General features: G+C 57.5%; 26 protein-coding genes. 10 read left to right on the top strand and 16 right to left on the bottom strand.

Annotated elements, in window-relative coordinates; genetic code table 11:
- The first annotated feature begins 30 nt into the window (after window positions 1-30).
- Window positions 31-1,044 carry an NAD-dependent epimerase/dehydratase family protein gene (locus R0140_RS18590; RefSeq protein ID WP_008805828.1) on the top strand — a complete coding sequence of 338 codons (1,014 nt, stop codon included), beginning with the start codon at window positions 31-33 and terminating at the stop codon, window positions 1,042-1,044.
- Here the strand turns inward: R0140_RS18590 and R0140_RS18595 are convergent.
- Together R0140_RS18595 and R0140_RS18600 are read right to left on the bottom strand one after the other, a co-directional pair.
- Window positions 1,041-1,871, bottom strand: a complete 831-nt coding sequence (locus tag R0140_RS18595) for an N-acetylmuramoyl-L-alanine amidase (protein ID WP_008805827.1) — start codon at window positions 1,869-1,871, stop codon at window positions 1,041-1,043. The genes R0140_RS18590 and R0140_RS18595 overlap by 4 nt on opposite strands.
- A 31-nt stretch (window positions 1,872-1,902) precedes the next feature.
- Window positions 1,903-3,042: a GGDEF domain-containing protein gene (locus tag R0140_RS18600; RefSeq protein WP_032739411.1), complete on the bottom strand. Its 1,140-nt coding sequence runs from the start codon at window positions 3,040-3,042 to the stop codon at window positions 1,903-1,905.
- A 361-nt stretch (window positions 3,043-3,403) separates the two neighbouring features.
- Between R0140_RS18600 and yahO the strand changes: the two genes are divergently transcribed.
- From yahO to artJ, 7 genes are all read left to right on the top strand, one after another.
- Complete coding sequence (yahO, locus tag R0140_RS18605) at window positions 3,404-3,676, top strand: DUF1471 family periplasmic protein YahO (RefSeq protein ID WP_008805825.1); 273 nt, start codon at window positions 3,404-3,406, stop codon at window positions 3,674-3,676.
- A gap of 254 nt (window positions 3,677-3,930) precedes the next feature.
- A complete protein-coding gene (locus R0140_RS18610) occupies window positions 3,931-4,446 on the top strand; it encodes a lipoprotein (RefSeq protein WP_012968629.1) in 516 nt (171 codons plus the stop codon).
- A gap of 226 nt (window positions 4,447-4,672) precedes the next feature.
- Window positions 4,673-5,401 carry an arginine ABC transporter ATP-binding protein ArtP gene (gene artP / locus R0140_RS18615; protein ID WP_012968630.1) on the top strand — a complete coding sequence of 243 codons (729 nt, stop codon included), beginning with the start codon at window positions 4,673-4,675 and terminating at the stop codon, window positions 5,399-5,401.
- Window positions 5,402-5,421: 20 nt separating this feature from the next.
- Complete coding sequence (artI, locus tag R0140_RS18620) at window positions 5,422-6,153, top strand: arginine ABC transporter substrate-binding protein ArtI (protein WP_002896390.1); 732 nt, start codon at window positions 5,422-5,424, stop codon at window positions 6,151-6,153.
- 6 nt (window positions 6,154-6,159) lie between these two features.
- Window positions 6,160-6,876, top strand: coding sequence for an arginine ABC transporter permease ArtQ (artQ, locus tag R0140_RS18625; RefSeq protein ID WP_002896386.1), 717 nt, complete (start codon window positions 6,160-6,162; stop codon window positions 6,874-6,876).
- Window positions 6,876-7,544: an arginine ABC transporter permease ArtM gene (gene artM, locus R0140_RS18630; protein ID WP_008805822.1), complete on the top strand. Its 669-nt coding sequence runs from the start codon at window positions 6,876-6,878 to the stop codon at window positions 7,542-7,544. Before artQ ends, artM begins: the two co-directional genes overlap by 1 nt.
- Window positions 7,545-7,728: 184 nt before the next feature.
- Window positions 7,729-8,460 carry an arginine ABC transporter substrate-binding protein ArtJ gene (artJ, locus tag R0140_RS18635; protein ID WP_008805821.1) on the top strand — a complete coding sequence of 244 codons (732 nt, stop codon included), beginning with the start codon at window positions 7,729-7,731 and terminating at the stop codon, window positions 8,458-8,460.
- An 83-nt stretch (window positions 8,461-8,543) separates the two neighbouring features.
- Here artJ and R0140_RS18640 read toward each other — a convergent pair whose 3' ends face one another.
- From R0140_RS18640 to R0140_RS18695, 12 genes are all read right to left on the bottom strand, one after another.
- Complete coding sequence (locus tag R0140_RS18640; RefSeq protein ID WP_032753938.1) at window positions 8,544-10,016, bottom strand: sensor histidine kinase; 1,473 nt, start codon at window positions 10,014-10,016, stop codon at window positions 8,544-8,546.
- Window positions 10,013-10,729 (bottom strand): response regulator transcription factor, encoded by a 717-nt coding sequence (locus R0140_RS18645; protein ID WP_012542345.1) that lies wholly within the window; start codon window positions 10,727-10,729, stop codon window positions 10,013-10,015. Before R0140_RS18645 ends, R0140_RS18640 begins: the two co-directional genes overlap by 4 nt.
- A 78-nt stretch (window positions 10,730-10,807) precedes the next feature.
- The gene (gene rlmC, locus R0140_RS18650; RefSeq protein WP_023297308.1) at window positions 10,808-11,935 is read right to left on the bottom strand and encodes a 23S rRNA (uracil(747)-C(5))-methyltransferase RlmC; all 1,128 of its coding nucleotides are present in this window, start codon (window positions 11,933-11,935) and stop codon (window positions 10,808-10,810) included.
- 41 nt (window positions 11,936-11,976) lie between these two features.
- Entirely contained in the window at window positions 11,977-12,465 is a 489-nt protein-coding gene (locus tag R0140_RS18655) for a YbjO family protein (protein ID WP_008805817.1), read from the bottom strand.
- 57 nt (window positions 12,466-12,522) lie between these two features.
- A complete protein-coding gene (gene potI, locus R0140_RS18660; RefSeq protein ID WP_002896372.1) occupies window positions 12,523-13,368 on the bottom strand; it encodes a putrescine ABC transporter permease PotI in 846 nt (281 codons plus the stop codon).
- Window positions 13,365-14,318, bottom strand: coding sequence for a putrescine ABC transporter permease PotH (gene potH / locus R0140_RS18665; protein WP_008805816.1), 954 nt, complete (start codon window positions 14,316-14,318; stop codon window positions 13,365-13,367). Before potH ends, potI begins: the two co-directional genes overlap by 4 nt.
- Before the next feature lie 10 nt (window positions 14,319-14,328).
- Window positions 14,329-15,462, bottom strand: coding sequence for a putrescine ABC transporter ATP-binding subunit PotG (gene potG, locus R0140_RS18670; RefSeq protein WP_012542348.1), 1,134 nt, complete (start codon window positions 15,460-15,462; stop codon window positions 14,329-14,331).
- A 163-nt stretch (window positions 15,463-15,625) separates the two neighbouring features.
- Complete coding sequence (gene potF, locus R0140_RS18675; RefSeq protein WP_002896368.1) at window positions 15,626-16,738, bottom strand: spermidine/putrescine ABC transporter substrate-binding protein PotF; 1,113 nt, start codon at window positions 16,736-16,738, stop codon at window positions 15,626-15,628.
- Window positions 16,739-17,086: 348 nt separating this feature from the next.
- Window positions 17,087-17,566, bottom strand: a complete 480-nt coding sequence (locus R0140_RS18680) for a type III secretion system chaperone family protein (protein WP_002896365.1) — start codon at window positions 17,564-17,566, stop codon at window positions 17,087-17,089.
- A gap of 88 nt (window positions 17,567-17,654) precedes the next feature.
- Window positions 17,655-18,557 (bottom strand): 30S ribosomal protein S6--L-glutamate ligase, encoded by a 903-nt coding sequence (gene rimK / locus R0140_RS18685; RefSeq protein ID WP_012542349.1) that lies wholly within the window; start codon window positions 18,555-18,557, stop codon window positions 17,655-17,657.
- 114 nt (window positions 18,558-18,671) lie between these two features.
- Window positions 18,672-19,394: a nitroreductase NfsA gene (gene nfsA / locus R0140_RS18690; protein WP_012542350.1), complete on the bottom strand. Its 723-nt coding sequence runs from the start codon at window positions 19,392-19,394 to the stop codon at window positions 18,672-18,674.
- Window positions 19,378-19,665, bottom strand: a complete 288-nt coding sequence (locus R0140_RS18695) for a YbjC family protein (RefSeq protein ID WP_008805812.1) — start codon at window positions 19,663-19,665, stop codon at window positions 19,378-19,380. The genes nfsA and R0140_RS18695 overlap by 17 nt, the downstream gene beginning before the upstream one ends.
- Window positions 19,666-19,867: 202 nt before the next feature.
- Between R0140_RS18695 and R0140_RS18700 the strand changes: the two genes are divergently transcribed.
- Window positions 19,868-20,131 (top strand): GrxA family glutaredoxin, encoded by a 264-nt coding sequence (locus R0140_RS18700; protein ID WP_002896352.1) that lies wholly within the window; start codon window positions 19,868-19,870, stop codon window positions 20,129-20,131.
- Window positions 20,132-20,137: 6 nt separating this feature from the next.
- Here the strand turns inward: R0140_RS18700 and ybjM are convergent, their stop codons facing one another.
- Window positions 20,138-20,521, bottom strand: coding sequence for an inner membrane protein YbjM (gene ybjM / locus R0140_RS18705; RefSeq protein ID WP_008805811.1), 384 nt, complete (start codon window positions 20,519-20,521; stop codon window positions 20,138-20,140).
- A gap of 267 nt (window positions 20,522-20,788) precedes the next feature.
- On the opposite strand from ybjM, the gene R0140_RS18710 reads away from it, so the two are divergent.
- Entirely contained in the window at window positions 20,789-22,474 is a 1,686-nt protein-coding gene (locus R0140_RS18710; RefSeq protein ID WP_008805810.1) for an aspartate:alanine antiporter, read from the top strand.
- A gap of 179 nt (window positions 22,475-22,653) precedes the next feature.
- On the opposite strand, the gene R0140_RS18715 is transcribed toward R0140_RS18710, so the two are convergent.
- Window positions 22,654-23,217 carry a TetR/AcrR family transcriptional regulator gene (locus tag R0140_RS18715; protein WP_012542353.1) on the bottom strand — a complete coding sequence of 188 codons (564 nt, stop codon included), beginning with the start codon at window positions 23,215-23,217 and terminating at the stop codon, window positions 22,654-22,656.
- Window positions 23,218-23,272: the final 55 nt, after the last annotated feature.

Raw genomic sequence — 23,272 nt, forward strand, 5'->3', positions numbered from 1 at the left:
CGAAATTCTTTTCTGGGACAGTAGAGTGATATGAAGGTACTGGTTACCGGTGCGACCAGCGGATTAGGCCGCAACGCAGTGGAATATCTGCGCAATAAGGGCATCAGCGTGAGAGCCACCGGGCGCAACGAAGCGATGGGTAAGCTTCTGAGCAAAATGGGGGCAGAATTCATCCCGGCCGATTTAACCGAGCTGGTCTCTTCGCAGGCTAAAGTGATGCTCGCCGGTATCGATACCCTGTGGCACTGTTCGAGTTTTACCTCGCCCTGGGGCACCCAGCAGGCTTTCGATCTCGCTAACGTCCGCGCCACCCGCCGTCTGGGCGAATGGTCTGTGGCATGGGGGGTGCGCAATTTCGTCCATATCTCTTCGCCATCGCTCTATTTCGATTATCACCACCATCGCGATATCCAGGAAGATTTCCGCCCGCATCGCTTCGCCAACGAGTTTGCCCGCAGCAAGGCGGCCAGCGAGGAGGTGATCAACCTGCTGGCGCAGGCCAACCCGCACACCCGTTTTACCATTCTGCGTCCGCAGAGCTTGTTCGGGCCGCACGATAAAGTCTTTATTCCCCGGCTGGCGCAAATGATGCAGCATTATGGCAGCGTCCTGTTGCCGCGGGGCGGCAGCGCGCTGGTCGACATGACCTATTATGAAAACGCCGTGCATGCGATGTGGCTGGCGAGCCAGTCGGCCTGCGATCATCTTCCTTCCGCCCGCGCGTGGAATATCAGCAACGGCGAACCGCGCACCTTGCGAAGCATCGTGCAGAAACTGATCGACGAGCTGGGCATCAAGTGCCGGATCCGCTCAGTTCCCTACCCGATGCTGGATATTATTGCCCGCAGCATGGAACGTTTTGGCGATAAAACAGCCAAAGAGCCCGCCTTTACCCACTACGGCGTTTCCAAACTTAACTTTGATTTTACGCTCGATATCACCCGCGCGCAGGATGAACTGGGCTATCAGCCGGTGGTGACGCTTGACGACGGCATTGTGCGTACCGCCGCCTGGCTACGCGACCACGGCAAACTTCACCGCTAACCCTGGCCATATTTTTCTAACAGCGCCTCGGCTATCGCTTCAGTTTGCGCATCCGCTACGCCATCCCAGCGCTGCGGACGGAAGTGCATCTGGAAGGCGATAATCACCCGCTTCTTCTGCGCGGGGGTCATCTCCGGCGTCACCTGATAGCCGTAGCGCGCCAGTAAATCCAGCACCACCTCTGGGTCAACGGGATCGCTGGCCGGCCGTCCGTTCAGATAAAAGGCCACTCGCTGCTCGTCAGGCCAGGCGCCAATCCCCTGCTGCGCCAGCTGTTGCCAGGGAAACAGCGGCCCCGGATCGTCTTTACGCTGCGGCGCGATATCGGCATGGGCCACCACGTTCTGCGGTGCGATGTGGTAGCGGGTGATAATATCGCGCGCCAGCGGGATCAGGGCCGCTATCTGTTCCGGGTGGAAGGGGGTAAAGCTTTTGACGCCCGCCGTCTTCTGCCAGCCGCGGTTCTCCAGCTCAATGCCGATGGACGTATCATTGATACGCGTACTGCCGCGCCAGTAGCTCACCCCGGCGTGCCAGGCTAAATCCTCTTCCGGCACCAGCTGCCAGATCCGCGGTTTATGCTGATAACGCGGCGGCTGCTCGGGGATTAAATAGTGGGAGCTGACCTCTTTATCGGTCAACGTCGCCAGAGAAACATCAAAATTGTCTGCCGTATAGTGGATCACCAGCACTTTTATTCGCGGATAGGCCGCCTGCGCCGGATGGCGAGTGTCCAGCTGGTATCCATCGCGATCGATAATTCCCTTTTCCCCGGCACAGCCGGTTAACAGCAGCGCCAGCAGGGCGACCTGCGCAATCCGTTTCATCCCCTTTCCCTCGCCCGGCAGTGGAGCCGGGTTAATAAGACCATTGATTACGTCCTTTATTTTTAGCCTGATACAACGCACTGTCCGCCCGGGCGATCAGCGTCTCCATCGGGACCGTGCCGTCGGAAGCCACCACGCCCATGCTGACGGTCACTACCGCCGCCACCGCAGAGGCTTCATGCGGCAAGGCCGCGTCGTGGATTTTCTGCTGAATGCGCTCGGCAATGACGGTGGCGTGCGCTAAGGAAACCCCCGGCAGCGCCACGACAAACTCCTCGCCGCCGTAGCGGGCCACCAAATCGTCCTCAGCCCGCACCGCCATTTTAAGCACCTGCGCGACAGACGATAAGCAGTCATCGCCGGCCTGATGGCCGTAATGGTCGTTATAACGCTTAAAGTAATCGACATCGATCATGATCAGCGCTAACGGCGCTTTTTGCTCCCAGAGCTGCGCCAGAAAAGCATTCAGTGCCCGGCGATTGGCCGTTCCGGTTAAGGCATCCCGGTTAGCGATACTTTCCAGCCGCTGGATAAGCTGCATATTTTCCTGATGCGTATCCCAGGCTTCATCATACCAGCGCTGCAGAATACGCCGTCCATAAAGCAAAATCGCGGTGAAAATAGCCCATAAGGTCAAAAAACGAAATTCACCGTCATAGTGAATCTGCACCCCTGCCAGCAAGGCGGTCACCCACATTGGGAGCATAAAGGCGATAATGCCGGGCCAGTGGTGATAGAGCGCGGTGAGGCCGGTGGTCATTAAAATCACCAGCAGCGGCCAGGCGAAGGGCAAGGTCCAGAAAAAGATAAAACAGTAATTACTCAGGGACCAGCACAGGCTGAGCGCCAGCAGCAGCCCGGTGATGATATTCAGCGTATATCGCCCCTGCGCCAGCCGCGGCGTGACGGCAATAATCACTAAAATGGCCGAAATAATAATAACCGCGATCAGCGCCACTTCGATATAAGGAATAACCGCCCGGTGCGTCAGTAACTTCTTATCAAAATAGGTAAAGATAAAATTGCGGAAGAAAATCATTAACGCAAAAGCGATATTGACAAAGGCCAGCCAGGGCATACTCATGGACAGCGCATGGCGCTGAACATTATCTTTGGTGGCCCACAACGCGGCTCGCTGCTGCCGGGCCCGCTCTCGCTTATTTGTTAACATCTTATCTCCCTGGTGACCTGCATGACCATGGGTGCAGCCCCTGCTGTTCTATATGATAAACCATGTTACCGGGAATGTCTTTCAGCGTCCCGGCCCCTTCTCCTGCGTGCGCCTCAGCTAATTTTCAGCTAACCACAGTAAAAAAAGGTCTTGCGTCGCCTTAATGTTCATTCCGCAAAAAAAAGCAAGCATTATCAATGAGAACCTCGTCATCTTTTCTTTAAAAAAGCGTTAACTAATCGTCATAAAATTGCAGTATTTTGCTTGAAAAAAAAGCGGCGTTAGTACAATCTGAAATCGCTCATTGGTGAGTTAAAACAAGAGCATGATGATAGCAAAATAAACAATGGAGTCTAAAAATATGAAATATGCAGCTTTAGTGGCAGGTGCAGCATTGTTTTTAACGGCGAACGCCTTCTCCGCTGAGATTTTAACGAAAGAAGCCTTTAATAAGGTCCATACGCAATATACCAAAATCGGCACCATTTCCTCTACCGGCCAGACTGCGCCGAGCGATGCCCGTGAAGAGCTGATTAAAAAGGCCGATGAAAAAGGCGCGGACGTTATCGTGCTCTCTTCCGGTAATACCGATAAAAAACTGCACGTCTCCGCTAACATCTATAAGAAGAAGTAATTAATCTTATATCTCAAGAAACATTATCCTATTGTCCGGGTAATGTTTCTTGTTTGCCCAAAAAGTCTGTTTATTTTTAAACGGCGCCTGGTTTTTCCTGCCTGAATATCATTCGGTGATGCTCATTGTCGATTTCCTGCCCTAAGGCCGTTGTCACATCAAGGTCTTAGCTCTTTGCGTCAAGTACAATCCGCACGCTATACGCTATGCTTTAACGGAAACTGAAAACGTAGTTCGCTTATAAGGAAATCATCATGCGCTACAAACTTCTTGCTGTACTTCTCCCTTGCGCGCTGGCGCTCAGCGCCTGTACGACCGTCACCCCGGCCTATAAAGATAATGGTACCCGCAGCGGCCCCTGTGTCGAAGGCGGCCCTGACGACGTAGCGCAAAAATTCTATGACACTCAGATCCAGAACCGCACTCAGGATCCGGCGGCGCTGCGCCCCTATCTGAGCGACGGACTGGCGCAGTTACTCAATGACGCCCGCCAGGATCCGGCCAACAGCAAACTGCTGCAGGCTAACCCGTTCTCCAGCAGCAGCACCCCAGCAGACAGCGCCGTGGTCGCCAGCGCCTCCACCATCCCGAACCGTGATGCGCGCAATATTCCGCTGCGCGTCGAACTGAAACAGGGCACCCAGAGCTGGAAAGATGAAGTGCTGATGATCCAGGAAGGCCAGTGCTGGGCTGTCGATGACGTCCGCTATCTCGGCAACAACAGCCATGCGCCAGCCGGGACGCTGCGACAGAGTCTGGAGAAACGCTGATTCCGGAGTTGAAGCCACCCCGCTGAAACGATAACCCCGGTAAAATGTCGGTATTCGCCCCAGGAATGCCGACATTTGCGCCCCCCTCACCCACCAGGCCATATTTTGTGCTAACTTTAAAGCTAAACGTGGTTTAGATTTAACTTTTAACGCATAAATATTGCATAACTATTCTGCCAAAGGTAGTATTTGCGGCCTCAATAGCTATTCGTATCAGACTGCCCAGATGAGTATTAAACTAAACGGCATTAATTGCTTCTACGGCGCACACCAGGCGCTGTTCGACATCACGCTGGATTGCCCGCAGGGGGAAACGCTGGTGCTGCTCGGCCCCAGCGGTGCCGGGAAGAGCTCGCTGCTGCGCGTACTCAACCTGCTGGAGATGCCGCGGTCCGGTTCGTTATCCATCGCCGGCAACCAATTCGACTTCACCAAAGCGCCGTCCGATAAAGCGATTCGCGAGCTGCGTCAGAACGTCGGCATGGTCTTCCAGCAATACAACCTGTGGCCGCACCTGACGGTACAGCAGAACCTGATCGAAGCCCCCTGCCGCGTACTGGGGTTAAGCAAGGATCAGGCGCTGGCTCGCGCAGAGAAACTGCTGGAGCGTCTGCGTCTGAAGCCTTACAGCGATCGCTACCCGCTGCATTTATCCGGCGGCCAGCAGCAGCGTGTGGCTATCGCCCGCGCGCTGATGATGGAGCCCCAGGTCCTGCTGTTCGATGAGCCTACCGCGGCGCTTGACCCGGAAATCACGGCTCAGATCGTCAGCATCATTCGCGAGCTGGCTGAAACCGGCATCACCCAGGTTATCGTCACCCACGAAGTTGAAGTGGCGCGCAAGACGGCCAGCCGGGTGGTGTATATGGAAAATGGCCATATCGTCGAGCAAGGGGATGCCTCCTGCTTCACGCATCCGCAAACTGACGCGTTTAAAAACTATCTTTCACATTGATGTTTTTCGGGGAAATGACGATGAAAAAAGTACTGATTGCCGCCCTGCTCGCAGGCATGAGCCTCTCCGCTTCCGCCGCGCAGACCATTCGTTTCGCCACCGAGGCCTCCTACCCTCCGTTTGAGCTGGTGGACGCCAACAACCAGATCGTCGGTTTCGATGTCGATCTGGCGAATGCGCTGTGTAAAGAGATTGACGCCACCTGTACCTTCACCAACCAGGCCTTTGACAGCCTGATCCCGGGACTGAAATTCCGCCGTTTCGACGCGGTCATGGCCGGGATGGACATCACGCCGGAGCGTGAAAAGCAGGTGCTGTTCTCTACCCCGTATTATGACAACTCGGCGCTGTTCGTCGGTCAGCAGGGTAAGTTCACCAGCATTGACCAGCTGAAGGGCAAAAAAGTGGGCGTGCAGAACGGCACCACCCACCAGAAATTCATCACCGATAAACATCCGGAAATTACTACCGTTCCTTACGACAGCTACCAGAATGCGAAGCTCGATCTGCAGAATGGTCGTATTGACGCGGTCTTTGGCGATACCGCCGTGGTGACCGAATGGCTGAAGAGCAATCCGAAGCTGGCGGCCGTGGGCGATAAAGTGACCGACAAAGCCTATTTCGGCACCGGGCTGGGCATTGCCGTACGTCAGGGCAACACCGACCTGCAGCAGAAATTTAACGCTGCGCTGGAAAAAGTGAAGAAAGACGGCACTTACCAGACCATCTATAACAAATGGTTCCAGAAGTAAGACTGAATGAACGAAATTTTCCCATTAGCAAGCGCCGCCGGGATGACCGTCGGCCTTGCCGTTTGCGCGCTCGTCATCGGCCTGGTCCTGGCGATGCTCTTTGCGGTACTGGAGTCAGTGAAATGGCGCCCGGTAGCCTGGCTTGCAACCGGCATTGTGACCATCCTGCGCGGACTACCGGAAATTCTGGTGGTGCTGTTTATCTATTTCGGCTCTTCCCAGCTGCTGCTGACGCTCTCTGACGGTTTTACCATCCCGCTCGGGTTCACGCAGATCCCGGTGCAGATGCAGATTGAGAACTTTGACGTCAGTCCGTTCCTCTGCGGGGCGATCGCCCTGTCGCTGCTGTATGCCGCCTACGCCTCGCAAACGCTGCGCGGCGCGCTGAAAGCCGTTCCGCAGGGTCAGTGGGAGTCCGGCCAGGCGCTGGGGCTGTCGAAAGCGGCTATATTCTTCCGTCTGGTGATGCCGCAGATGTGGCGCCATGCTCTGCCTGGCCTCGGTAACCAGTGGCTGGTGCTGCTGAAGGACACCGCGCTGGTGAGCCTGATCAGCGTCAACGATCTGATGCTGCAGACCAAAAGCATCGCCACCCGCACTCAGGAACCCTTTAACTGGTATATCATTGCGGCGGCAATCTATCTCGTCATCACCCTGTTGAGTCAATACATCCTTAAGCGGATTGACCAGCGTGCGACGCGCTTCGAACGGAGACCAGGCTGATGCTCGACTACTTACCCGAACTGCTGAAAGGGCTTCATACCAGCCTGACGCTGACCGTGGCGTCGATTATCGTGGCGCTGATCCTGTCGCTGATTTTTACCATTATCCTGACGCTGAAGACGCCGGGGCTGGTGTGGATAGTCCGCGGCTATATCACCCTGTTTACCGGTACGCCGCTGCTGGTGCAGATCTTCCTGATTTACTACGGCCCCGGACAGTTTCCTTCGCTGCAGGATTATCCGTGGCTGTGGCATCTTATCTCTGAACCGTGGCTGTGCGCGCTGATCGCCCTGTCGCTCAACAGCGCCGCCTACACCACTCAGTTGTTTTATGGCGCCATCCGGGCGATCCCCGACGGGCAATGGCAGTCGTGCAGCGCGCTGGGGATGAGTAAAAAGGATACCCTGGCGATCCTGCTGCCGTATGCCTTTAAGCGTGCGCTGTCGTCCTATTCCAACGAAGTGGTGCTGGTTTTCAAGAGTACCTCTCTGGCCTACACCATCACCCTGATGGAAGTAATGGGCCACGGCCAGCTGCTGTACGGACGCACCTACGACGTGATGGTGTTCGGCGCCGCCGGGATTATCTATCTCATCGTCAACGGACTGCTGACGCTGCTGATGCGCCTGGTGGAACGTAAAGCGCTGGCCTTCGAGCGACGTAACTAGCGCCTGAGCCTTATTGCATAAAAAGCAGACAACAAGACGGACAAGTCTAACACCTGTCCGTCTTTTTTTATGCTATTAAAAATATTTAATCATATTTATTGCATATAAATTCATTTAATGGCATTGTCACTCTATGCCGCAGACACGGCGAATAATCATAAGATTGACAGACGGGAGTTCCACGATGAAAAAGTTAGTTCTGGCTGCACTGCTCACCACGTTCACCTTCGGCGCTGCCGCCGCAGAGAAAATCAGCTTCGGCGTGTCCGCAACCTATCCGCCGTTTGAATCGATGGATGCCAATAATCAGATTGTTGGTTTCGATCTCGACCTGGCCAAAGCGCTGTGCAAACAAATGCAGGCAGAATGTACCTTTACCAACCACGCTTTTGACAGCCTGATCCCGGCACTGAAGTTCAAGAAATATGATGCGGTGATTTCCGGAATGGATATTACGCCGGAACGCAGCAAGCAAGTGGCCTTCACCGACCCGTACTACGCCAACTCGGCGCTGGTGATCGCCAAAAAAGACGCGTTCCATTCCTTCGATGACCTGAAAGGCAAACGGATCGGCATGGAAAACGGCACCACCCACCAGAAATATCTGCAGGATAAACATCCTGAGGTGAAGACCGTCGCCTATGACAGCTACCAGAATGCGATTATCGATCTGAAAAATGGCCGTATCGACGGCGTGTTCGGCGATACCGCAGTGGTCAACGAGTGGCTGAAAACCAACCCGCAGTTGGGCGCAGCCACGCCGAAAGTGACGGATCCGCAATACTTCGGCACCGGACTCGGCATTGCCGTGCGCCCGGATAACAAGGCGCTGCTGGAGAAACTGAACGCCGCGCTGAAAGCGATTAAGGCCGACGGTACCTACCAGAAAATCAGCAACCAATGGTTCCCGGAGTAAATTTTTTGCCGGGTGGCACTGCGCTTACCCGGCCTACTCTTCCCCCGTAGCCGGGTAAGGCGTATCCGCCATCCGGCAATGTCTTAAAGTGGCACGAAGAACCTGAACCGCGCCCCGCTTACCGACTCCACCAGTCTGATACCGCCCCCGTGCAACTCCAGCATTCGTTTCACAATCAGTAGCCCTAACCCGCCGCGCTCCTCCCGCGATGCCTGGGTAGACAACGCCGACGGCCGCTGGAACAGATCGTCGCGCAGCGCGGCATCGACGCCCGTTCCGTTGTCGGCCACTTCCACCTGGAGCTGTTGATCCTCCTGCCAGACCGCCAGACGGATCTCCCCGCCGACGGGCGTATGCCGCATCGCGTTATCGAGCAGGTTGGTCACCACCCTCTCAATCATCGACACATCGGCGTTAATCAGCGGCAGCGGTCCCGGCACATCAATACGCAGGTTCACCTCGCGCGTGCGGGCAGTTAATTCAAACTTCTGCGCGACATCGGAGATCAGCTCCCCCATCGCAAAACGCTCGCGCTGCGGCTTAATGCTCCCGTGCTCCAGTCGCGCCAGCTCAAACAGCTGCTGCGAGAGATGGCGCACTTTGTTGCCCTGACGCAGGGCGATGGTGAGATATTGCCTGCGCTCCTCGGCGGTCAGCCGTTCATCCTTCAGCGTCAGCGTTTCCAGATACCCCAGCAGCGAGGTGAGCGGCGTACGCAAATCATGGGAGATATTGGCCACAAATTCGCGGCGCTGGCGGTCGCTGTCGGCCAGCCGATCCCACTGGCCGGCTATCTGCTGCGCAAGGTCAATAAAGCGATTCTCGAGCACCGCCACCTCGTTACCAGGCAGGGGCTCCGGCGTGCGGGCCGCCAGGGTTTTGATGGCGCTGATGCTGTCCTGGCCGCTCGCCGCGACCTGGGCGGTGAGCTGGCGGACCGGCCGGGTGACCCAGAACCATGCCAGCCCCCCTGTCAGAAGGCCAAACAGGGCCACCAGCAGCAGCGTCCACAGAACAATGCTCCACAGCGTTTTTTGCCAGGCGTCGGCCGCCAGCTGATTAAAGGTCTCTCCCTGCAAAATGATATACAGGTAGCCGCGCAGCTGCCCGTCGACGCGCAGCGGAGCGGCGCTGAAGACTTTTCGTCCGTCGAGACTACGTGGATCGTCGCCATACACCGGCGACGCACTGCCGGTGAGAAAAGCCTGCACTGGCGCCATATCGATACGCTGGCGCTGGATATGTCCCGGCGGCGCCGCATCGGCCAGCAGGTCGCCATCCGGCGACAACAGATAGAGCTCCACGCTGGGATTAAAGGTCATCAGGCGGTCAAACAACGACTTCAGGGTTTGTCGGTTGACCTCGCCGTGGGCGTCCAGCAGCGGCTCGCGGGCGACAATCTGCTGAGCCAGCCCGGCGGAGAGGCGCTGCACCATGGCGTTGCCATACTGCGCGCTGCTGTGTAACTGAACGGCGCATACTGCCGCCGCGCACAGCATCAGCAGGGAGACCACCACCAGCGCCAACCGCTGGCTGAGGCTCAGGCGGCGGATCACGGGGCGACCTCTTGCGACATCGGGGCGAATTTATAGCCTTTACCCCAGACGGTAAGAATGATGTCCGGCTCCGCCGGGTCACGTTCGATTTTGCTGCGCAGGCGGTTGATATGGGTATTAACCGTGTGCTCATAGCCCTCGTGCTGATATCCCCAGACCTGCTCCAGCAGCGCCAGCCGCGAAAACACCTCACCGGGATGGCGGGCGAAGTAATAGAGCAGATCGAATTCGCGCGGCGTCAGGTCCACCACCTCGCCGCGCAGCTTCACTTCGCGCGACAGCGGATCGATGCTCAGGCCATGGCAGGACAGGCGCCCGGCGTCCATCAGCAGGTTCTGCCCCATCGCCTCCTGGCGACGAAACAGCGCTTTGACGCGGGCGATAAGCTCCAGCAGTGAAAAGGGCTTCGCCAGATAATCATCGGCGCCCATCTCCAGGCCCAGCACGCGGTGCATTTCGCTGGTGCGAGCGCTGATGATAATTACTGGCAGGTAACGGGTCATCTGACGGATACGCCGGCAGATCTCCAGGCCATCGACGCCAGGCAGCATCAAATCAAGGATCACCGCATCCCAGACCTGCTTTTCCAGCTGGACAAGGGCCTGGTCGCCGTCGGCTTCATGCACAATCTGATAGCCCTCATCCTGAAGATTGAGCCGCAGCAGCGTGGCAATATCCTCGTCATCTTCCACCAGCAGAATGGTTTTGGCCATTAGATTCCCCCCACCAATAACAAAACATGCAGCGCCAAGCTTACCTGATTTCAGCGGCGCAAAGCCTTCACATTTTGTTTAAACTTCGCGGACCAGCAGGGTCAGCACTTCGTAGTGCGCGGTGTGAGGGAACATATCAAACAGCTGGACCCGCTCGACGCGATAGCCGCGAAGACGGGCAATATCGGTCGCCATGGTGCGAGCGTTACAGCTGGAATAGATGATATAGGGCGGTGCCATGCGGCTTAAATAGTCGCACAGTTCGGCGCCAATGCCGCGGCGCGGCGGGTTGACCAACACCAGCTGCGGGATATCCGCTTCATGAGTGGCGAACTGCGTCGAGTCCAGCGCCTGAAAATGCAGATTGCTGAGCCCCAGCTGCGCGGCTGACTGTCTGGCGCAGGCGATCGCTTCCGGAGCGATCTCGATACCGGTCAGGCGCATCGCCGGCGTCGCGCAGTGCAGGCCAAATCCCCCGACGCCGCAAAACAGATCCCACATATGCTGGACCGGCAGCGCGCGCACCCAGTCGCGGGCGGTGGCATACAGCCGACTGGCTACCGCCGGGTTGGTCTGAAAGAAACTTTGCGGGCGGATCCACAGCGGCACCTCATTAAAGACCTCCCCCAGCGCCTGCTGTTCGGTGAAGAAGATCTCCTGCTCGCCTTCCATGATTGCCATATGCACCGGCTGGATATTCGCCGTGATCACCTTGAGCTGCGGGAGCTGCGCCTGCAGCCACGGCAGCGCGGCGCGCAGCTGGGCCACCTTGGCCTCTGAGCGCAGCACGAAGCGCAGCATCATCTCCCCCTGCTGGCTGGCGGTTAGCAGCAGATATTTCAGCTCCCCGCGCTTGCGCGCGACGTTATAGGGGGTTAACCCGGCGCGGGCGATAAAGGGCTTCAGGACGGCAAACACCGGCGCAAACTCGGCGGGATAGAGCGGGCAGTCGGTGAGATCCACCGGGGTGCCATCGCGATGCAGCATCCCCAGCAGCGGACGCTCAACGCTGCCGCTGACCACCATCTTGGCCTTGTTACGAAAGGCCGTCTCTGGCCCGCTGACCGGCTCGCCCCAGGCAGCGACCGGGATCGCCGCCAGCAGTGTGCGCAGATCGGCCATTTTATCGGCGAGCTGTTGCGGGACCGGCCGCTCCAGCCATTGACAGGAGCGGCAGCGGCCGGCGTCGTAGAGTGCGCAATGCATAATTGACCTTCAAAAATCCAGGGGCGGGGATTGTATCACCGTTATTGCAGGCGGAAAAACCGACGGCAGTTCGCCGGCACAAACAGCAGCGTCAGAACCAGCAGATCCGGCAGTTTTTGCATCACCAGCGAGTGGAAGATCTCCCGTTTGGATTCGCCGGGAATGCTGAACAGTTCCGGATACCCATAGCCCAGCGACGCCGCCCACAGGTAGCCGGCGGCGATAATCTGCGTCAGCAGATAGACCCAGCGCGCCCAGTTGCGCCCTTTCACCAGCGAGAAGGCACACCAGATTTCGACAAATACCAGCGCCAGGCTGCCGAGGAAGACCAGCGTCAGGTTCCAGGTCTGGACGCTGCGGTGTATGAATTCGTTCAGCCCCTGCAGACCCAACAGATTGAGGATCATCAGCAGGTCCAGAGCGCGGATCAAAATAATAGCAAAGGCCGCCACCTGCACCAGCGCAGGGACGTTAAGGCGGGCATGCGATGAGCGAGTTTTCGTAAACAATCCCAACGTAATGTCTTCCATGAAAACGGCGCCACAGGGTGGCGCCGACCGGAGGCTGCTGTACCGATTTTAGGTGGTTCAGCCTTGTCTTGCACGCTGGATATCGCGCACTCGCTGCTTTTCTGCGCGGGCCATCAAATACCAGGCGATAAAACCAACAATACCGACCACGCCAAGGATGAGCGTCGCCAGGGCGTTAATCTCCGGGTTGACCCCCATGCGCACGCTGGAGAAGACCAGCATCGGCAAGGTCGTGGCCCCGGGGCCGGAAACAAAGCTGGCGATCACCAGGTCATCCAGCGACAGCGTGAACGCCAGCAGCCAGCCGGAGATCACCGCTGGCATAATCATCGGCAGCGTGATGACGAAAAAGACCTTCAGCGGCGCGGCGCCCAGATCCATCGCCGCCTCTTCGATCGAGTGGTCCAGTTCACGCAGCCGCGAGGAGATCACCACCGCCACATAGGCGGTACAGAAGGTGACGTGCGCCAGCCAGATGGTCAACATCCCGCGATCCGACGGCCAGCCAATGGCATGTCCCAGCGCCACGAACAGCAGCAGCAGCGAGAGACCGGTGATCACGTCCGGCATAACCAGCGGCGCGGTGATCATAAATGCGAAGCCATTAGACCCGCGAAAGCGTCCAAAACGCACCATCACCACCGCGGCGATGGTACCGAGGATCGCCGCCGCCGTCGCCGCGCAGGCGGCGATGGTCAGGCTCAACCCTACCGCGCTCATCATCGCATCATCGTGGAACAGTTCGCTATACCAGCGCGTCGACCACCCGGCCCAGACCGTTACCAGCTTCGAGCTGTTGAACGAGTAGATCACCAGCATCAGCATCGGGGCATAGAGGAAGGTGAACCCAAGCACGAGGATCAGAATGCGCCACGGCGAGCGTACTACCGGCAAGTCGTTCATCCCTGCTCTCCCATCTGTTTTTGCTGGTGCTTGTGGAACCACATGATCGGCACGATCAGCAGCAGCAGCATGACAATCGCCACCGCCGAGGCGACCGGCCAGTCGCGGTTGTTAAAGAACTCCTGCCACAGCACGCGGCCAATCATAATGCTGTCCGGCCCGCCCAGCAGTTCCGGGATCACGAACTCCCCCACCGCCGGGATAAACACCAGCATGGAGCCGGCAATAATGCCGCCTTTGGTGAGCGGGACGATCACCTGGAAGAAGGTCTTCAGCGGCCGGGCACCGAGATCCAGCGAGGCCTCCACCAGCGAATAGTCGATGCGGGTCAGCGCGGTGTAGATCGGCAGCACCATAAACGGCAGATAGGCATACACAATACCGATATACACCGCCAGGTTGGTGTGCAGGATCTCCAGCGGCTGATCGATAACCCCTAACCACAGCAGGAAGTTATTCAACACGCCGTTGCTTTTCAGCAGCCCCATCCAGGCATAGACGCGGATTAAGAATGACGTCCACGACGGCAGGATCACCAGCAGCAGCAGAATATTGCGCGTCGACGGCTTGCTGTGCGCCACCGCCCAGGCCAGCGGATAGCCCAGCAGCAGGCAGCAGATCGTCGATATGCCCGCCACCTGCAGCGACTGGAGATAAGCTTCGAAATAGAGCGGATCGTCAGTCAACTGCAGGAAGTTGGCAAAGTTGAGGGTCAGCGTCAGCTGGCCATCCGCCCACTCCATCAGCTCGGTGTAGGGAGGGATCGCCCGCGCCATCTCGGCAAGACTTATCTTGAACACGATCAGGAACGGCAGCATGAACAACAGGATCAGCCACAGATAGGGCAGCGCAATCACCAGCTTGCGGCCATGCGCCATCTGCAGGCGCGCCGCCCACAGCCCGAAGCCGCCCGGTTTTTTCGCCCCTGACGGGGATTCAACGGTACTCATCGCCCTCTCCTTACACCGTCAGCACTACGCAGCTATCCGCATCCCAGCATAAACGCACCTCGTCACCCCAGGTGGGCGTTCCTTTCCGATGGCGGTGTTCATTCTGCAACTGGGCGCTGATCATCTGCCCGCTTTGCAGGCGCACATGATAGATAGAGAGATCCCCGAGATAGGCGATATGAATCACCTCGCCGACGGCAAAATTGTAGCCGTCCGCCGGTGGTTCATCGCACAGCATGATCTTCTCCGGGCGCAGCGCCACCCAGACCGGCACGTTATCCACCACCGACGCGTCGGGGTCGACCTTCAGCGGGTGCACCAGTCCTGGCGAACTCAACACCAGACCATCCTCCAGACGCTCCTTCACCAGCCCTTCAAAGACGTTCACCGAGCCGATGAACTCGGCGCTATAGCGGGTGGTCGGGTGCTCGTAAATCTCTTCCGGTTCGCCAATCTGCACAAACTTGCCGCGGTTCATGATGGCGATACGGCCCGCCATCGTCATCGCCTCTTCCTGGTCGTGAGTCACCATCACGCAGGTCACGCCAACGCGTTCGAGAATATCCACTACCTCCAGCTGCATGCGATCGCGCAGCTTTTTGTCCAGCGCGCCCATCGGCTCATCGAGTAGCAGCAGCTTCGGCCGTTTCGCCAGGCTACGCGCCAGCGCGACGCGCTGGCGCTGGCCGCCAGAGAGCTGGTGCGGCTTGCGTTTGGCATATTCCTGCATATGCACCAGAGCCAGCATCTCCTGCACCCGGGCGGTGATTTCCGCCTTAGGCAGACGATCCTGCTTCAGACCGAAGGCGATATTCTGCTCAACGGTCATATGGGGAAACAGGGCGTAGGACTGGAACATCATATTGATAGGCCGCTGATAGGGCGGCACGCGCGCCAGATCCACGCCGTCGAGCATAATCTGCCCGGCGGTCGGTTGTTCAAAGCCCGCCAGCATACGCAGCAGGGTCGATTTCCCGCAGCCTGATGCGCCCAGCAGAGCAAAAATTTCGCCTTTATAGATAGTGAGACTGACGTCGTCGACCGCGTGCTGGCCATCAAACGACTTGGTTAAGTTACGGATTTCCAGTAGCGGGGTCAGCGCTTTGGGGGCTTTCGCCTGTGGGCGGGGCATTACGTCGTTCAATCGGGTGCTCTCCGGCAAAAAAACGATCACCATATGGTCCGGTGCCATACTTCGTGCTTAACAGTGCAATTGCACCATCCTGGTGCTTCTGCTCGCCGGGCGCGCTGCCATTTCCCGGCGAGTGCAGATCTGATTCGGCCCGTGTTCGACGGGCCGTCAGAGATTATTTGCCGCTCTTCACTTTGGTCCACGCGCGAGTGCGCACGCGGTCAATCTTCGGATCCTGCACCTTCAGCGTGAACAGTTTGGCGAACACATCCGCTGGCGGATAAATCGCCGGGTTGTTACGGATTGTCTCGCTGACCAGCGGTGTGGAGGCCTTGTTGCCGTTGGCGTAGAACACCTGGTCGCTGATTTTAGCGATCACATCCGGGCGCATCAGATAGTTAAGGAACTGATAGGCTTCATCTTTATTCTTGGCGTCGGCCGGCATGGCAAAGACATCAAAGAACGCCAGCGCGCCTTCTTTCGGAATAAAGTAGGAGACGTTGACGCCGTTCTTCGCCTCTTTCGCGCGGTTGGCCGCCTGCCAGACATCCCCTGCCCAGCCGATCGCCACGCAGATGTCGCCGTTGGCAAGGTCATTAATATATTGCGAAGAGTGGAAGTAGCGAATGTTCGGCCGCAGCTTCAGCAGCAGATCGGTCGCCGGGCCGGTGTAATCATCCGCTTTGCTGCTGTTCGGATCCTTGCCGAGGTAGTTCAGCACGGTGGCGAAAATCTCTTCCGGCGCGTCGAGGAAGGAGACGCCGCAGCTTTTCAGTTTTTCAAGGTTCTCCGGCTTCAGCACCAGATCCCAGCTGTCCACCGGCGCATCTTTACCGAGGACGGCTTTCACCTTATCCACGTTGTAGCCAATGCCCGTCGTCGCCCACAGGTAAGGCATGGCGTATTTATTCTCAGGGTCATGCTTGGCGACCAGCTTCAACACTTCGGGATCAAGGTTCTTCCAGTTGGGCAGCTTGCTCTTGTCCAGCGGCTGGAACACGCCCGCCGCCAGCTGGCGTTCAAGGAAGCTTGCCGACGGTACCACCAGGTCGAAACCGGTGCTGCCGGCCATTAATTTGCCTTCCAGTACTTCGTTGGAATCAAAAACGTCATACACGACTTTAATCCCGGTCTCTTTTTCAAAATTCGCTACCGTGTCCGGCGCAATATAATCAGACCAGTTATAAACATGCAGGGTTTTTTGTTCGGCGGCGAGCGAACCGGCAGAGACGGCCATCAGCGCACCCGTAACCAGACCTGTTAACCATTTTTTACCAAAGGCGGTCATATCTCTTATCCTTCTCAACGCCCGTTAATTTACGGGCTCAAATATACGCATTTCAACGCATGCAAGAATCATGCATATTTTTTCATTGCCTGAGAAAAGGAGAGCGGATCTCTCCCGGAGTGGTTGCTCGCAACTGGAAGCATCGCCAGAATAACTGTAGCCAGAATAAGAGGCTATAGCCCAGGTAAAAAAACGCCTTTTATCAAATTTTTATGCAATAACGGTCTACGTGATAAGCCAAAACGGCCTGAATGGCGGTGAATAATGCTTTAAGAGAAGGATAAACGCAGAATAAAAGCGGGTAATACGCAGCCGCTGCGGTAGTGGCTGCGCTAATTTTAGGCAGGTTTAGTGAAGAAAATGGTATTGCACGTTTTCCGCCGCGGGCTCTTCTTCTTCGCCTTTGTACAGCAGCTGGTTGGCGCCGGCTTCGAGGATCACCATTGAGATCTGCTCTTCGCTTTGGCGGAAGAACCAGGCGAACTGCTCCATGGTCACCCCCGGGCCGATAGACAACGACTGACAGACCACCAGCTTGGGCAAGTTATCGTCCTGAATATCGATAAACGCCTTCACAGTTAACGAACTGGCGTTGATAGCCGAGAGATCCGCCGACAGCGCCAGCAGAGCGGACGGCTTCACCTCCGCGAGGGCGGAAAAGAGCACCACGTTGTCTACCAGGTCAATTTTGGCATCAAAAATACCGTCGAAATTCTGCATATGCGGCAGATGCAATGCCTGGCAGGAATCGCACTCAAAAAAGCTGATGCCGATCTCATCCAGCCAGCGGCGTAGCGTATCCAGACCTGGAACGACCAGTGAATCCATAGTGCCTGTGACCCCTTACAATGAAAAAACGACGCCATAGCTTACGCAAAAAAAGCGCCGCATACCATGACAGACTTGCATCCAGCGGCTAGCCGCCTATTTTCAAACAGAATTCCGGCGTCGCCTGGCGCTCGATCCAGGCGATCATCCGGCTGGCGATGTCCACGCCGGTGGTGGTTTCCACCCCTTCCAGCCCCGGCGAGGCATTCACCTCCATCACCAGCGGCCCGCGGGTGGCGCGTAAAATATCAACACCGGCGACATCGAGCCCAAGGGTTTGCGTCGCCTTGATGGCAATCGCCCGCTCCTCGTCGCTAATCTGCGCCACCGTGGCCATGCCGCCGCGGTGCAGGTTAGAACGAAAGTCGCCCTCTTTAGCCCGCCGTTCGATCGCCGCCACCACCTCATTGCCGACCACCAGGCAGCGAATATCGCAGCCTTTCGCCTCGGCAATATATTCCTGCACCAGAATATGCGCATTCAGCCCGCGAAAGGCGTCGATCACGCTCTCCGCCGCCTGACGGGTCTCCGCCAGCACCACGCCGATCCCCTGGGTGCCTTCCACCAGCTTCACCACCAGCGGTGCCCCGCCCACCATGGCGATCAGGTCGCTGGTGTCATCGGGGGAGTGAGCGATGCCGGTCAGCGGCAAATCGATGCCCTGGCGCGCCAGCAGCTGCAGCGAGCGCAGCTTATCGCGAGCGCGGGTGATGGCGACCGACTCATTCAGCGGATAGCTTCCCAATAGTTCAAACTGACGCAAAGCCGCGGTGCCATAGTAGGTGATCGCCGAGCCAATCCGCGGGATCACCGCATCAAAATGCGGTAGCTGACGCCCTTTGTAGTGGATGGACGATGCCACCGGACTGACATTCATATAACAGGAAAGCGGATCGAGGATCTCGACCTGATGCCCGCGCTGTTGCGCCGCTTCGCGCAGGCGTCGACATGAATAAAGCGTTCCATCCCGGGATAATATGGCAATTTTCATCCTGCACCTCTGCAAAAAGACCCGCTCTGGCGGGCCTCAGCTATCGAACACACTTTCACCTTTCCTGCGGCCGGCGGCGGAGATCACCTGGCCGGAGCAGCAGTGTACACGTAATCAGCGTGTTGCCCACCCCTGCTTATGCAGATAGTCGAGAATAAACGGACGACTCTCTTTCACGATAGTGCGACGGATATGATCGCTCCAGGTATCGCGGCGGGCGTTGCTGCCGCGCGACAGATAATAGTGCGCCAGCTGGTCGTCATAGTCCGCCAGCAGCGCGTTATCCAGCGGCTGATAGTGGTTCTCATGCACCAGCATGGCGGCCGGCATCCGCGGCTTGATGTCCGGGTTATCCGCCGGCCAGCCAAGGCAAAGACCGAACAGCGGCAGGACGTGCTGCGGCAGCGCCAGCAGCTCGGTCACCGCCTCGATGCTATTACGCAACCCGCCGATATAGACGCCGCCCAGCCCGAGGGACTCGGCGGCAATCAGCGCGTTTTGCGCCAGCAGCGCCGTATCGACGACGCCGATCAGCAGCTGTTCAGCCAGCCCCAGCTGCGCCTGTGGGCAAATCTGCAGGTGGCGGTTAAAGTCGGCGCAGAAAACCCAAAACTCCGCCGCCTGGGCGACGTGCTGCTGGCCGCCGGTCAGCGGGACCAGTTGCTCACGCAGCGCGGGGTCGGTAATACGGATGATGGAGGTGCACTGTAAAAAACTCGAGGTAGATGCCGCTTGCGCGCTGGCGATAATCTCTGCGCGCTGTTCGTCGCTCACGGGGGCATCGGTGAAGTGGCGGATGGAACGATGGCTGCGCAGCAGCTCAATGGTCGGCGTCATTACGTTTTTCTCTGTCAGACAAGGATTCAGGCTTTGGAGAGTGCGTTAACTGCGGGGCCACGATCTGCGCCATCCGCCACATAACGACGATGGCGGCGGGGATCATCAGCACGATCCCGGCAAAGAGCATCACCAGCGCCGCGGTCGGGCTGGCAATGGGCGCAGGCAGCTGGACATACTGGTTAAGCGAGAGCCAGGCGAGGGTTAACAGCCCCATCCCGAGGATCTCAACCAGCAGAATGCTTTTCGGCAACGGGGCAAATTTTCGCATCACGCCTCTCCGGTTGATAAGCGCGGCGCATCAGACAATCTCACTACGCCGCCGGGTCAGTATACGGGTTTTGATAGTACGACATTTATCAAACATAGCCGTAAACCATCGAAGCAAAAGGCAGAACCTTCTTTCCCTCACCGGTCAATGCAGGCATCATAAGCGCCATTCGCCATCCGGCTGAGGTTTAAGGAGAGAAGCAATGTTTACCGTTATTTTTGGTCGTCCAGGCTGCCCTTACTGCGTTCGCGCCAAAGAGCTGGCAGAAAAACTGACCAACGAGCGTGATGATTTTAACTACCGTTACGTGGATATTCACGCCGAAGGCATCAGCAAAGCTGACCTGGAAAAGACCGTCGGCAAACCGGTTGAAACCGTGCCGCAGATCTTCGTCGACCAGAAACACATCGGCGGTTGCACCGATTTCGAAGCCTGGGCGAAAGAGAACCTTGGCCTGTTTGCCTGAGTCAATTTATTTGCTCGATGAGTGACTGCGCCAGGTATCAAGCCAGGCGCAGATAAACAAAAAGCACAACGCCCCGAGTGCGCACCAGAACACCGCGCTCAGTACCCACGCCATCTCCTGCCAGAACGTTCTGTGCGTCACGAAGAACAGCCGCATCGTCACCATACAGACCGGCGCCGCCAGCATCGCACCCAGCAAAGGACGCAGTACCCGCTGTCCGGGAGAGAGGCAGCTCGCCGCCGCCCCTGGCAACAAAAAGAAGAGCAGGCCCAGCTCCGGGTTGCCGCTGGCGCGAAAGGCCCCTTTCATATGTAATAGCAGCGATAAGCACACCACAATGAACAGAACGAAGCCGCAGATAATACCGGCCCAACTACGCTCAGACTTCACCGTATCCTCCTGATGTTGCCTCTAACTCACGTCCACGTCGCCCAGTCAGATAAAGCATTTCGGCAATCCATGCCAATAACTCCCCAACCAGCCTAAAAACGATTGTCACTAGCCGCCGCATCCAGGAAGGATTAAACTAGCGGGTATATTTTTGCTGGTTATAACAGGGTGCCAGAATAGGTTCGCCACAACGCGAACGCCTGAGCAACCTTAGACCAAATAACCATTTCCTTCAACAACTTACTAGTAAATGAGAAGTTGGCTTTCGTGAATATAAACGTCGCAGATTTGTTAAACGGGAATTACATCCTGTTATTATTCGTTGTACTTGCATTAGGACTATGCCTGGGAAAACTGCGTCTCGGCTCAGTACAACTTGGTAATTCCATTGGCGTTTTAGTCGTTTCTCTCTTATTAGGTCAACAGCATTTCGCGATTAACACTGATGCCCTTAATCTCGGCTTTATGCTGTTTATTTTTTGCGTCGGCGTGGAAGCCGGGCCCAACTTTTTTTCCATTTTTTTCCGCGACGGCAAAAACTACCTGATGCTGGCGCTGGTGATGGTCGGCAGCGCGATGCTGATCGCCACCGTGCTGGGCAAAGTGTTCGGCTGGGATATTGGTCTTACCGCCGGTATGCTGGCGGGCGCCATGACCTCCACCCCGGTGCTGGTGGGCGCGGGCGACACCCTGCGCCATTTCGGCCTGCCCAGCGATCAGCTGGCGCAGTCGCTTGACCATCTGAGCCTCGGCTATGCCCTGACCTACCTGGTCGGCCTGGTGAGTCTGATCGTCGGCGCCCGCTATATGCCCAAGCTGCAGCATCAGGATCTGCAGACCAGCGCCCAACAAATCGCCCGCGAGCGCGGCCTCGATACCGATTCAAAACGTAAAGTGTACCTGCCGGTGATCCGCGCCTACCGCGTTGGCCCGGAGCTGGTGGCCTGGGCGGATGGCAAAAATCTGCGCGAACTGGGGATTTATCGCCAGACCGGCTGCTATATCGAACGCATCCGCCGCAACGGCATTCTGGCCAACCCGGACGGCGACGCGGTGCTGCAGATGGGCGACGATATTGCGCTGGTGGGCTATCCGGACGCGCACGCCCGCCTCGACCCGAGCTTCCGTAACGGCAAAGAGGTATTCGACCGCGATCTGCTCGACATGCGCATCGTCACCGAAGAGATTGTGGTCAAAAATCACAACGCCGTCGGCCGCCGCCTGGCGCAGCTGAAACTCACCGACCACGGCTGCTTCTTAAACCGGGTGATCCGCAGCCAGATTGAAATGCCTATCGACGATAACGTGGTGCTGAACAAAGGCGACGTGCTGCAGGTCAGCGGCGACGCCCGCCGCGTAAAAACCGTGGCCGACCGCATCGGCTTCATCTCCATTCACAGCCAGGTGACCGACCTGCTGGCCTTCTGCGCCTTCTTTATCGTCGGCCTGATGATCGGCATGATCACCTTCCAGTTCAGCTCTTTTAGCTTCGGCATCGGCAACGCCGCCGGCCTGCTGTTCGCCGGCATTATGCTTGGCTTCCTGCGCGCCAACCACCCAACCTTCGGCTATATCCCGCAGGGAGCGCTGAACATGGTGAAAGAGTTTGGCCTGATGGTGTTTATGGCCGGGGTCGGACTCAGCGCCGGGGCCGGGATCAATAACGGTCTGGGCGCCGTCGGCGGTCAGATGCTGGCGGCAGGGCTTATTGTCAGCCTGTTGCCGGTGGTGATCTGCTTCCTGTTCGGCGCCTATGTGCTGCGCATGAACCGGGCGATGCTGTTTGGCGCCATGATGGGCGCCCGCACCTGCGCCCCGGCAATGGAGATCATCAGCGATACCGCGCGCAGCAACATTCCGGCGCTCGGCTACGCAGGCACCTACGCCATCGCCAACGTGCTGCTTACCCTTGCCGGGACGCTCATCGTGATCATCTGGCCAGGGCTACAATAAATTTTTGAGAAAAAAGCCGTCACAGGCAGAACTTTTTCTCAGGGCATCAGTCATAAGTAATGCCACTGCTTTTCTTTGATGTCCCCATTTTGTGGAGCCCATCAACCCCGCCACTTCGGTTCAAGGTTGATGGGTTTTTTGTTGCCTGCATTTAGCCCTTACGCATGTCTCGCACCGCCTCAGCGCCCCTCTTCCTGCGCCCTCTCCCCCGCCAGCTGCCCAACCAGCAGCCGGATTGCCGCCTTCGACAGCGGCGCGCGGTCGGTGACAAAGTGCAAGGTCATTCCTTCAATAAAGGCGTCGAGGCCGCGGGCGGTATCGGGGGCGAACCATTGCTCCAGCGTCTGCTGGCTGCGCCGCATCCAGTTCTGCATCACCCCCTTTAGCGCCGGCTGACTGCTGCAGAACGCGTACAGCTGATACATCAGCTCCATATTGCGCGCCGTGGTCACCTGGGCGCTGAAGATCAGCTCCGCGATGGCATCGCAGGCTTGTTCCCGGTTCGTTACCCCGGCAAAGCATTGCTGATACTGCGCCGACATCTCGGCGGTAAACAGGCTGAACGCCTCCTCAACCAGCGCCTCGATGCCGCTGAAATAATAGGTCAACGACCCCAGCGGCACATTCGCGCAGAGGGCGATTTTGCGGTGCGTCACCGCCTGGACGCCGTGCGCCGCGATGGTGTCCAGCGTCGCCTGCAGGATGCGCTCGCGGCGCTGCGGATCGTTCGGTCTACGGGCCATAATTTTCCTCTTCCGGTTTATGTACAAATGTACACATGCTTGCTACTGTTGTCTT

The organism is Klebsiella sp. w6 (genome assembly GCF_033100215.1).
Lineage (GTDB): Bacteria > Pseudomonadota > Gammaproteobacteria > Enterobacterales > Enterobacteriaceae > Klebsiella > Klebsiella variicola.

What these genes read in the sequence shown, in the direction of transcription:
- R0140_RS18590 (WP_008805828.1), top strand. Translation starts at nt 31, where the DNA reads ATGAAGGTACTGGTTACCGGTGCGACCAGCGGATTAGGCCGCAACGCA.
- R0140_RS18595 (WP_008805827.1), bottom strand. Translation starts at nt 1,871, where the DNA reads ATGAAACGGATTGCGCAGGTCGCCCTGCTGGCGCTGCTGTTAACCGGC.
- R0140_RS18600 (WP_032739411.1), bottom strand. Translation starts at nt 3,042, where the DNA reads ATGTTAACAAATAAGCGAGAGCGGGCCCGGCAGCAGCGAGCCGCGTTG.
- yahO (WP_008805825.1), top strand. Translation starts at nt 3,404, where the DNA reads ATGAAATATGCAGCTTTAGTGGCAGGTGCAGCATTGTTTTTAACGGCG.
- R0140_RS18610 (WP_012968629.1), top strand. Translation starts at nt 3,931, where the DNA reads ATGCGCTACAAACTTCTTGCTGTACTTCTCCCTTGCGCGCTGGCGCTC.
- artP (WP_012968630.1), top strand. Translation starts at nt 4,673, where the DNA reads ATGAGTATTAAACTAAACGGCATTAATTGCTTCTACGGCGCACACCAG.
- artI (WP_002896390.1), top strand. Translation starts at nt 5,422, where the DNA reads ATGAAAAAAGTACTGATTGCCGCCCTGCTCGCAGGCATGAGCCTCTCC.
- artQ (WP_002896386.1), top strand. Translation starts at nt 6,160, where the DNA reads ATGAACGAAATTTTCCCATTAGCAAGCGCCGCCGGGATGACCGTCGGC.
- artM (WP_008805822.1), top strand. Translation starts at nt 6,876, where the DNA reads ATGCTCGACTACTTACCCGAACTGCTGAAAGGGCTTCATACCAGCCTG.
- artJ (WP_008805821.1), top strand. Translation starts at nt 7,729, where the DNA reads ATGAAAAAGTTAGTTCTGGCTGCACTGCTCACCACGTTCACCTTCGGC.
- R0140_RS18645 (WP_012542345.1), bottom strand. Translation starts at nt 10,729, where the DNA reads ATGGCCAAAACCATTCTGCTGGTGGAAGATGACGAGGATATTGCCACG.
- rlmC (WP_023297308.1), bottom strand. Translation starts at nt 11,935, where the DNA reads ATGCATTGCGCACTCTACGACGCCGGCCGCTGCCGCTCCTGTCAATGG.
- R0140_RS18655 (WP_008805817.1), bottom strand. Translation starts at nt 12,465, where the DNA reads ATGGAAGACATTACGTTGGGATTGTTTACGAAAACTCGCTCATCGCAT.
- potI (WP_002896372.1), bottom strand. Translation starts at nt 13,368, where the DNA reads ATGAACGACTTGCCGGTAGTACGCTCGCCGTGGCGCATTCTGATCCTC.
- potH (WP_008805816.1), bottom strand. Translation starts at nt 14,318, where the DNA reads ATGAGTACCGTTGAATCCCCGTCAGGGGCGAAAAAACCGGGCGGCTTC.
- potF (WP_002896368.1), bottom strand. Translation starts at nt 16,738, where the DNA reads ATGACCGCCTTTGGTAAAAAATGGTTAACAGGTCTGGTTACGGGTGCG.
- R0140_RS18680 (WP_002896365.1), bottom strand. Translation starts at nt 17,566, where the DNA reads ATGGATTCACTGGTCGTTCCAGGTCTGGATACGCTACGCCGCTGGCTG.
- rimK (WP_012542349.1), bottom strand. Translation starts at nt 18,557, where the DNA reads ATGAAAATTGCCATATTATCCCGGGATGGAACGCTTTATTCATGTCGA.
- nfsA (WP_012542350.1), bottom strand. Translation starts at nt 19,394, where the DNA reads ATGACGCCGACCATTGAGCTGCTGCGCAGCCATCGTTCCATCCGCCAC.
- R0140_RS18695 (WP_008805812.1), bottom strand. Translation starts at nt 19,665, where the DNA reads ATGCGAAAATTTGCCCCGTTGCCGAAAAGCATTCTGCTGGTTGAGATC.
- R0140_RS18700 (WP_002896352.1), top strand. Translation starts at nt 19,868, where the DNA reads ATGTTTACCGTTATTTTTGGTCGTCCAGGCTGCCCTTACTGCGTTCGC.
- R0140_RS18715 (WP_012542353.1), bottom strand. Translation starts at nt 23,217, where the DNA reads ATGGCCCGTAGACCGAACGATCCGCAGCGCCGCGAGCGCATCCTGCAG.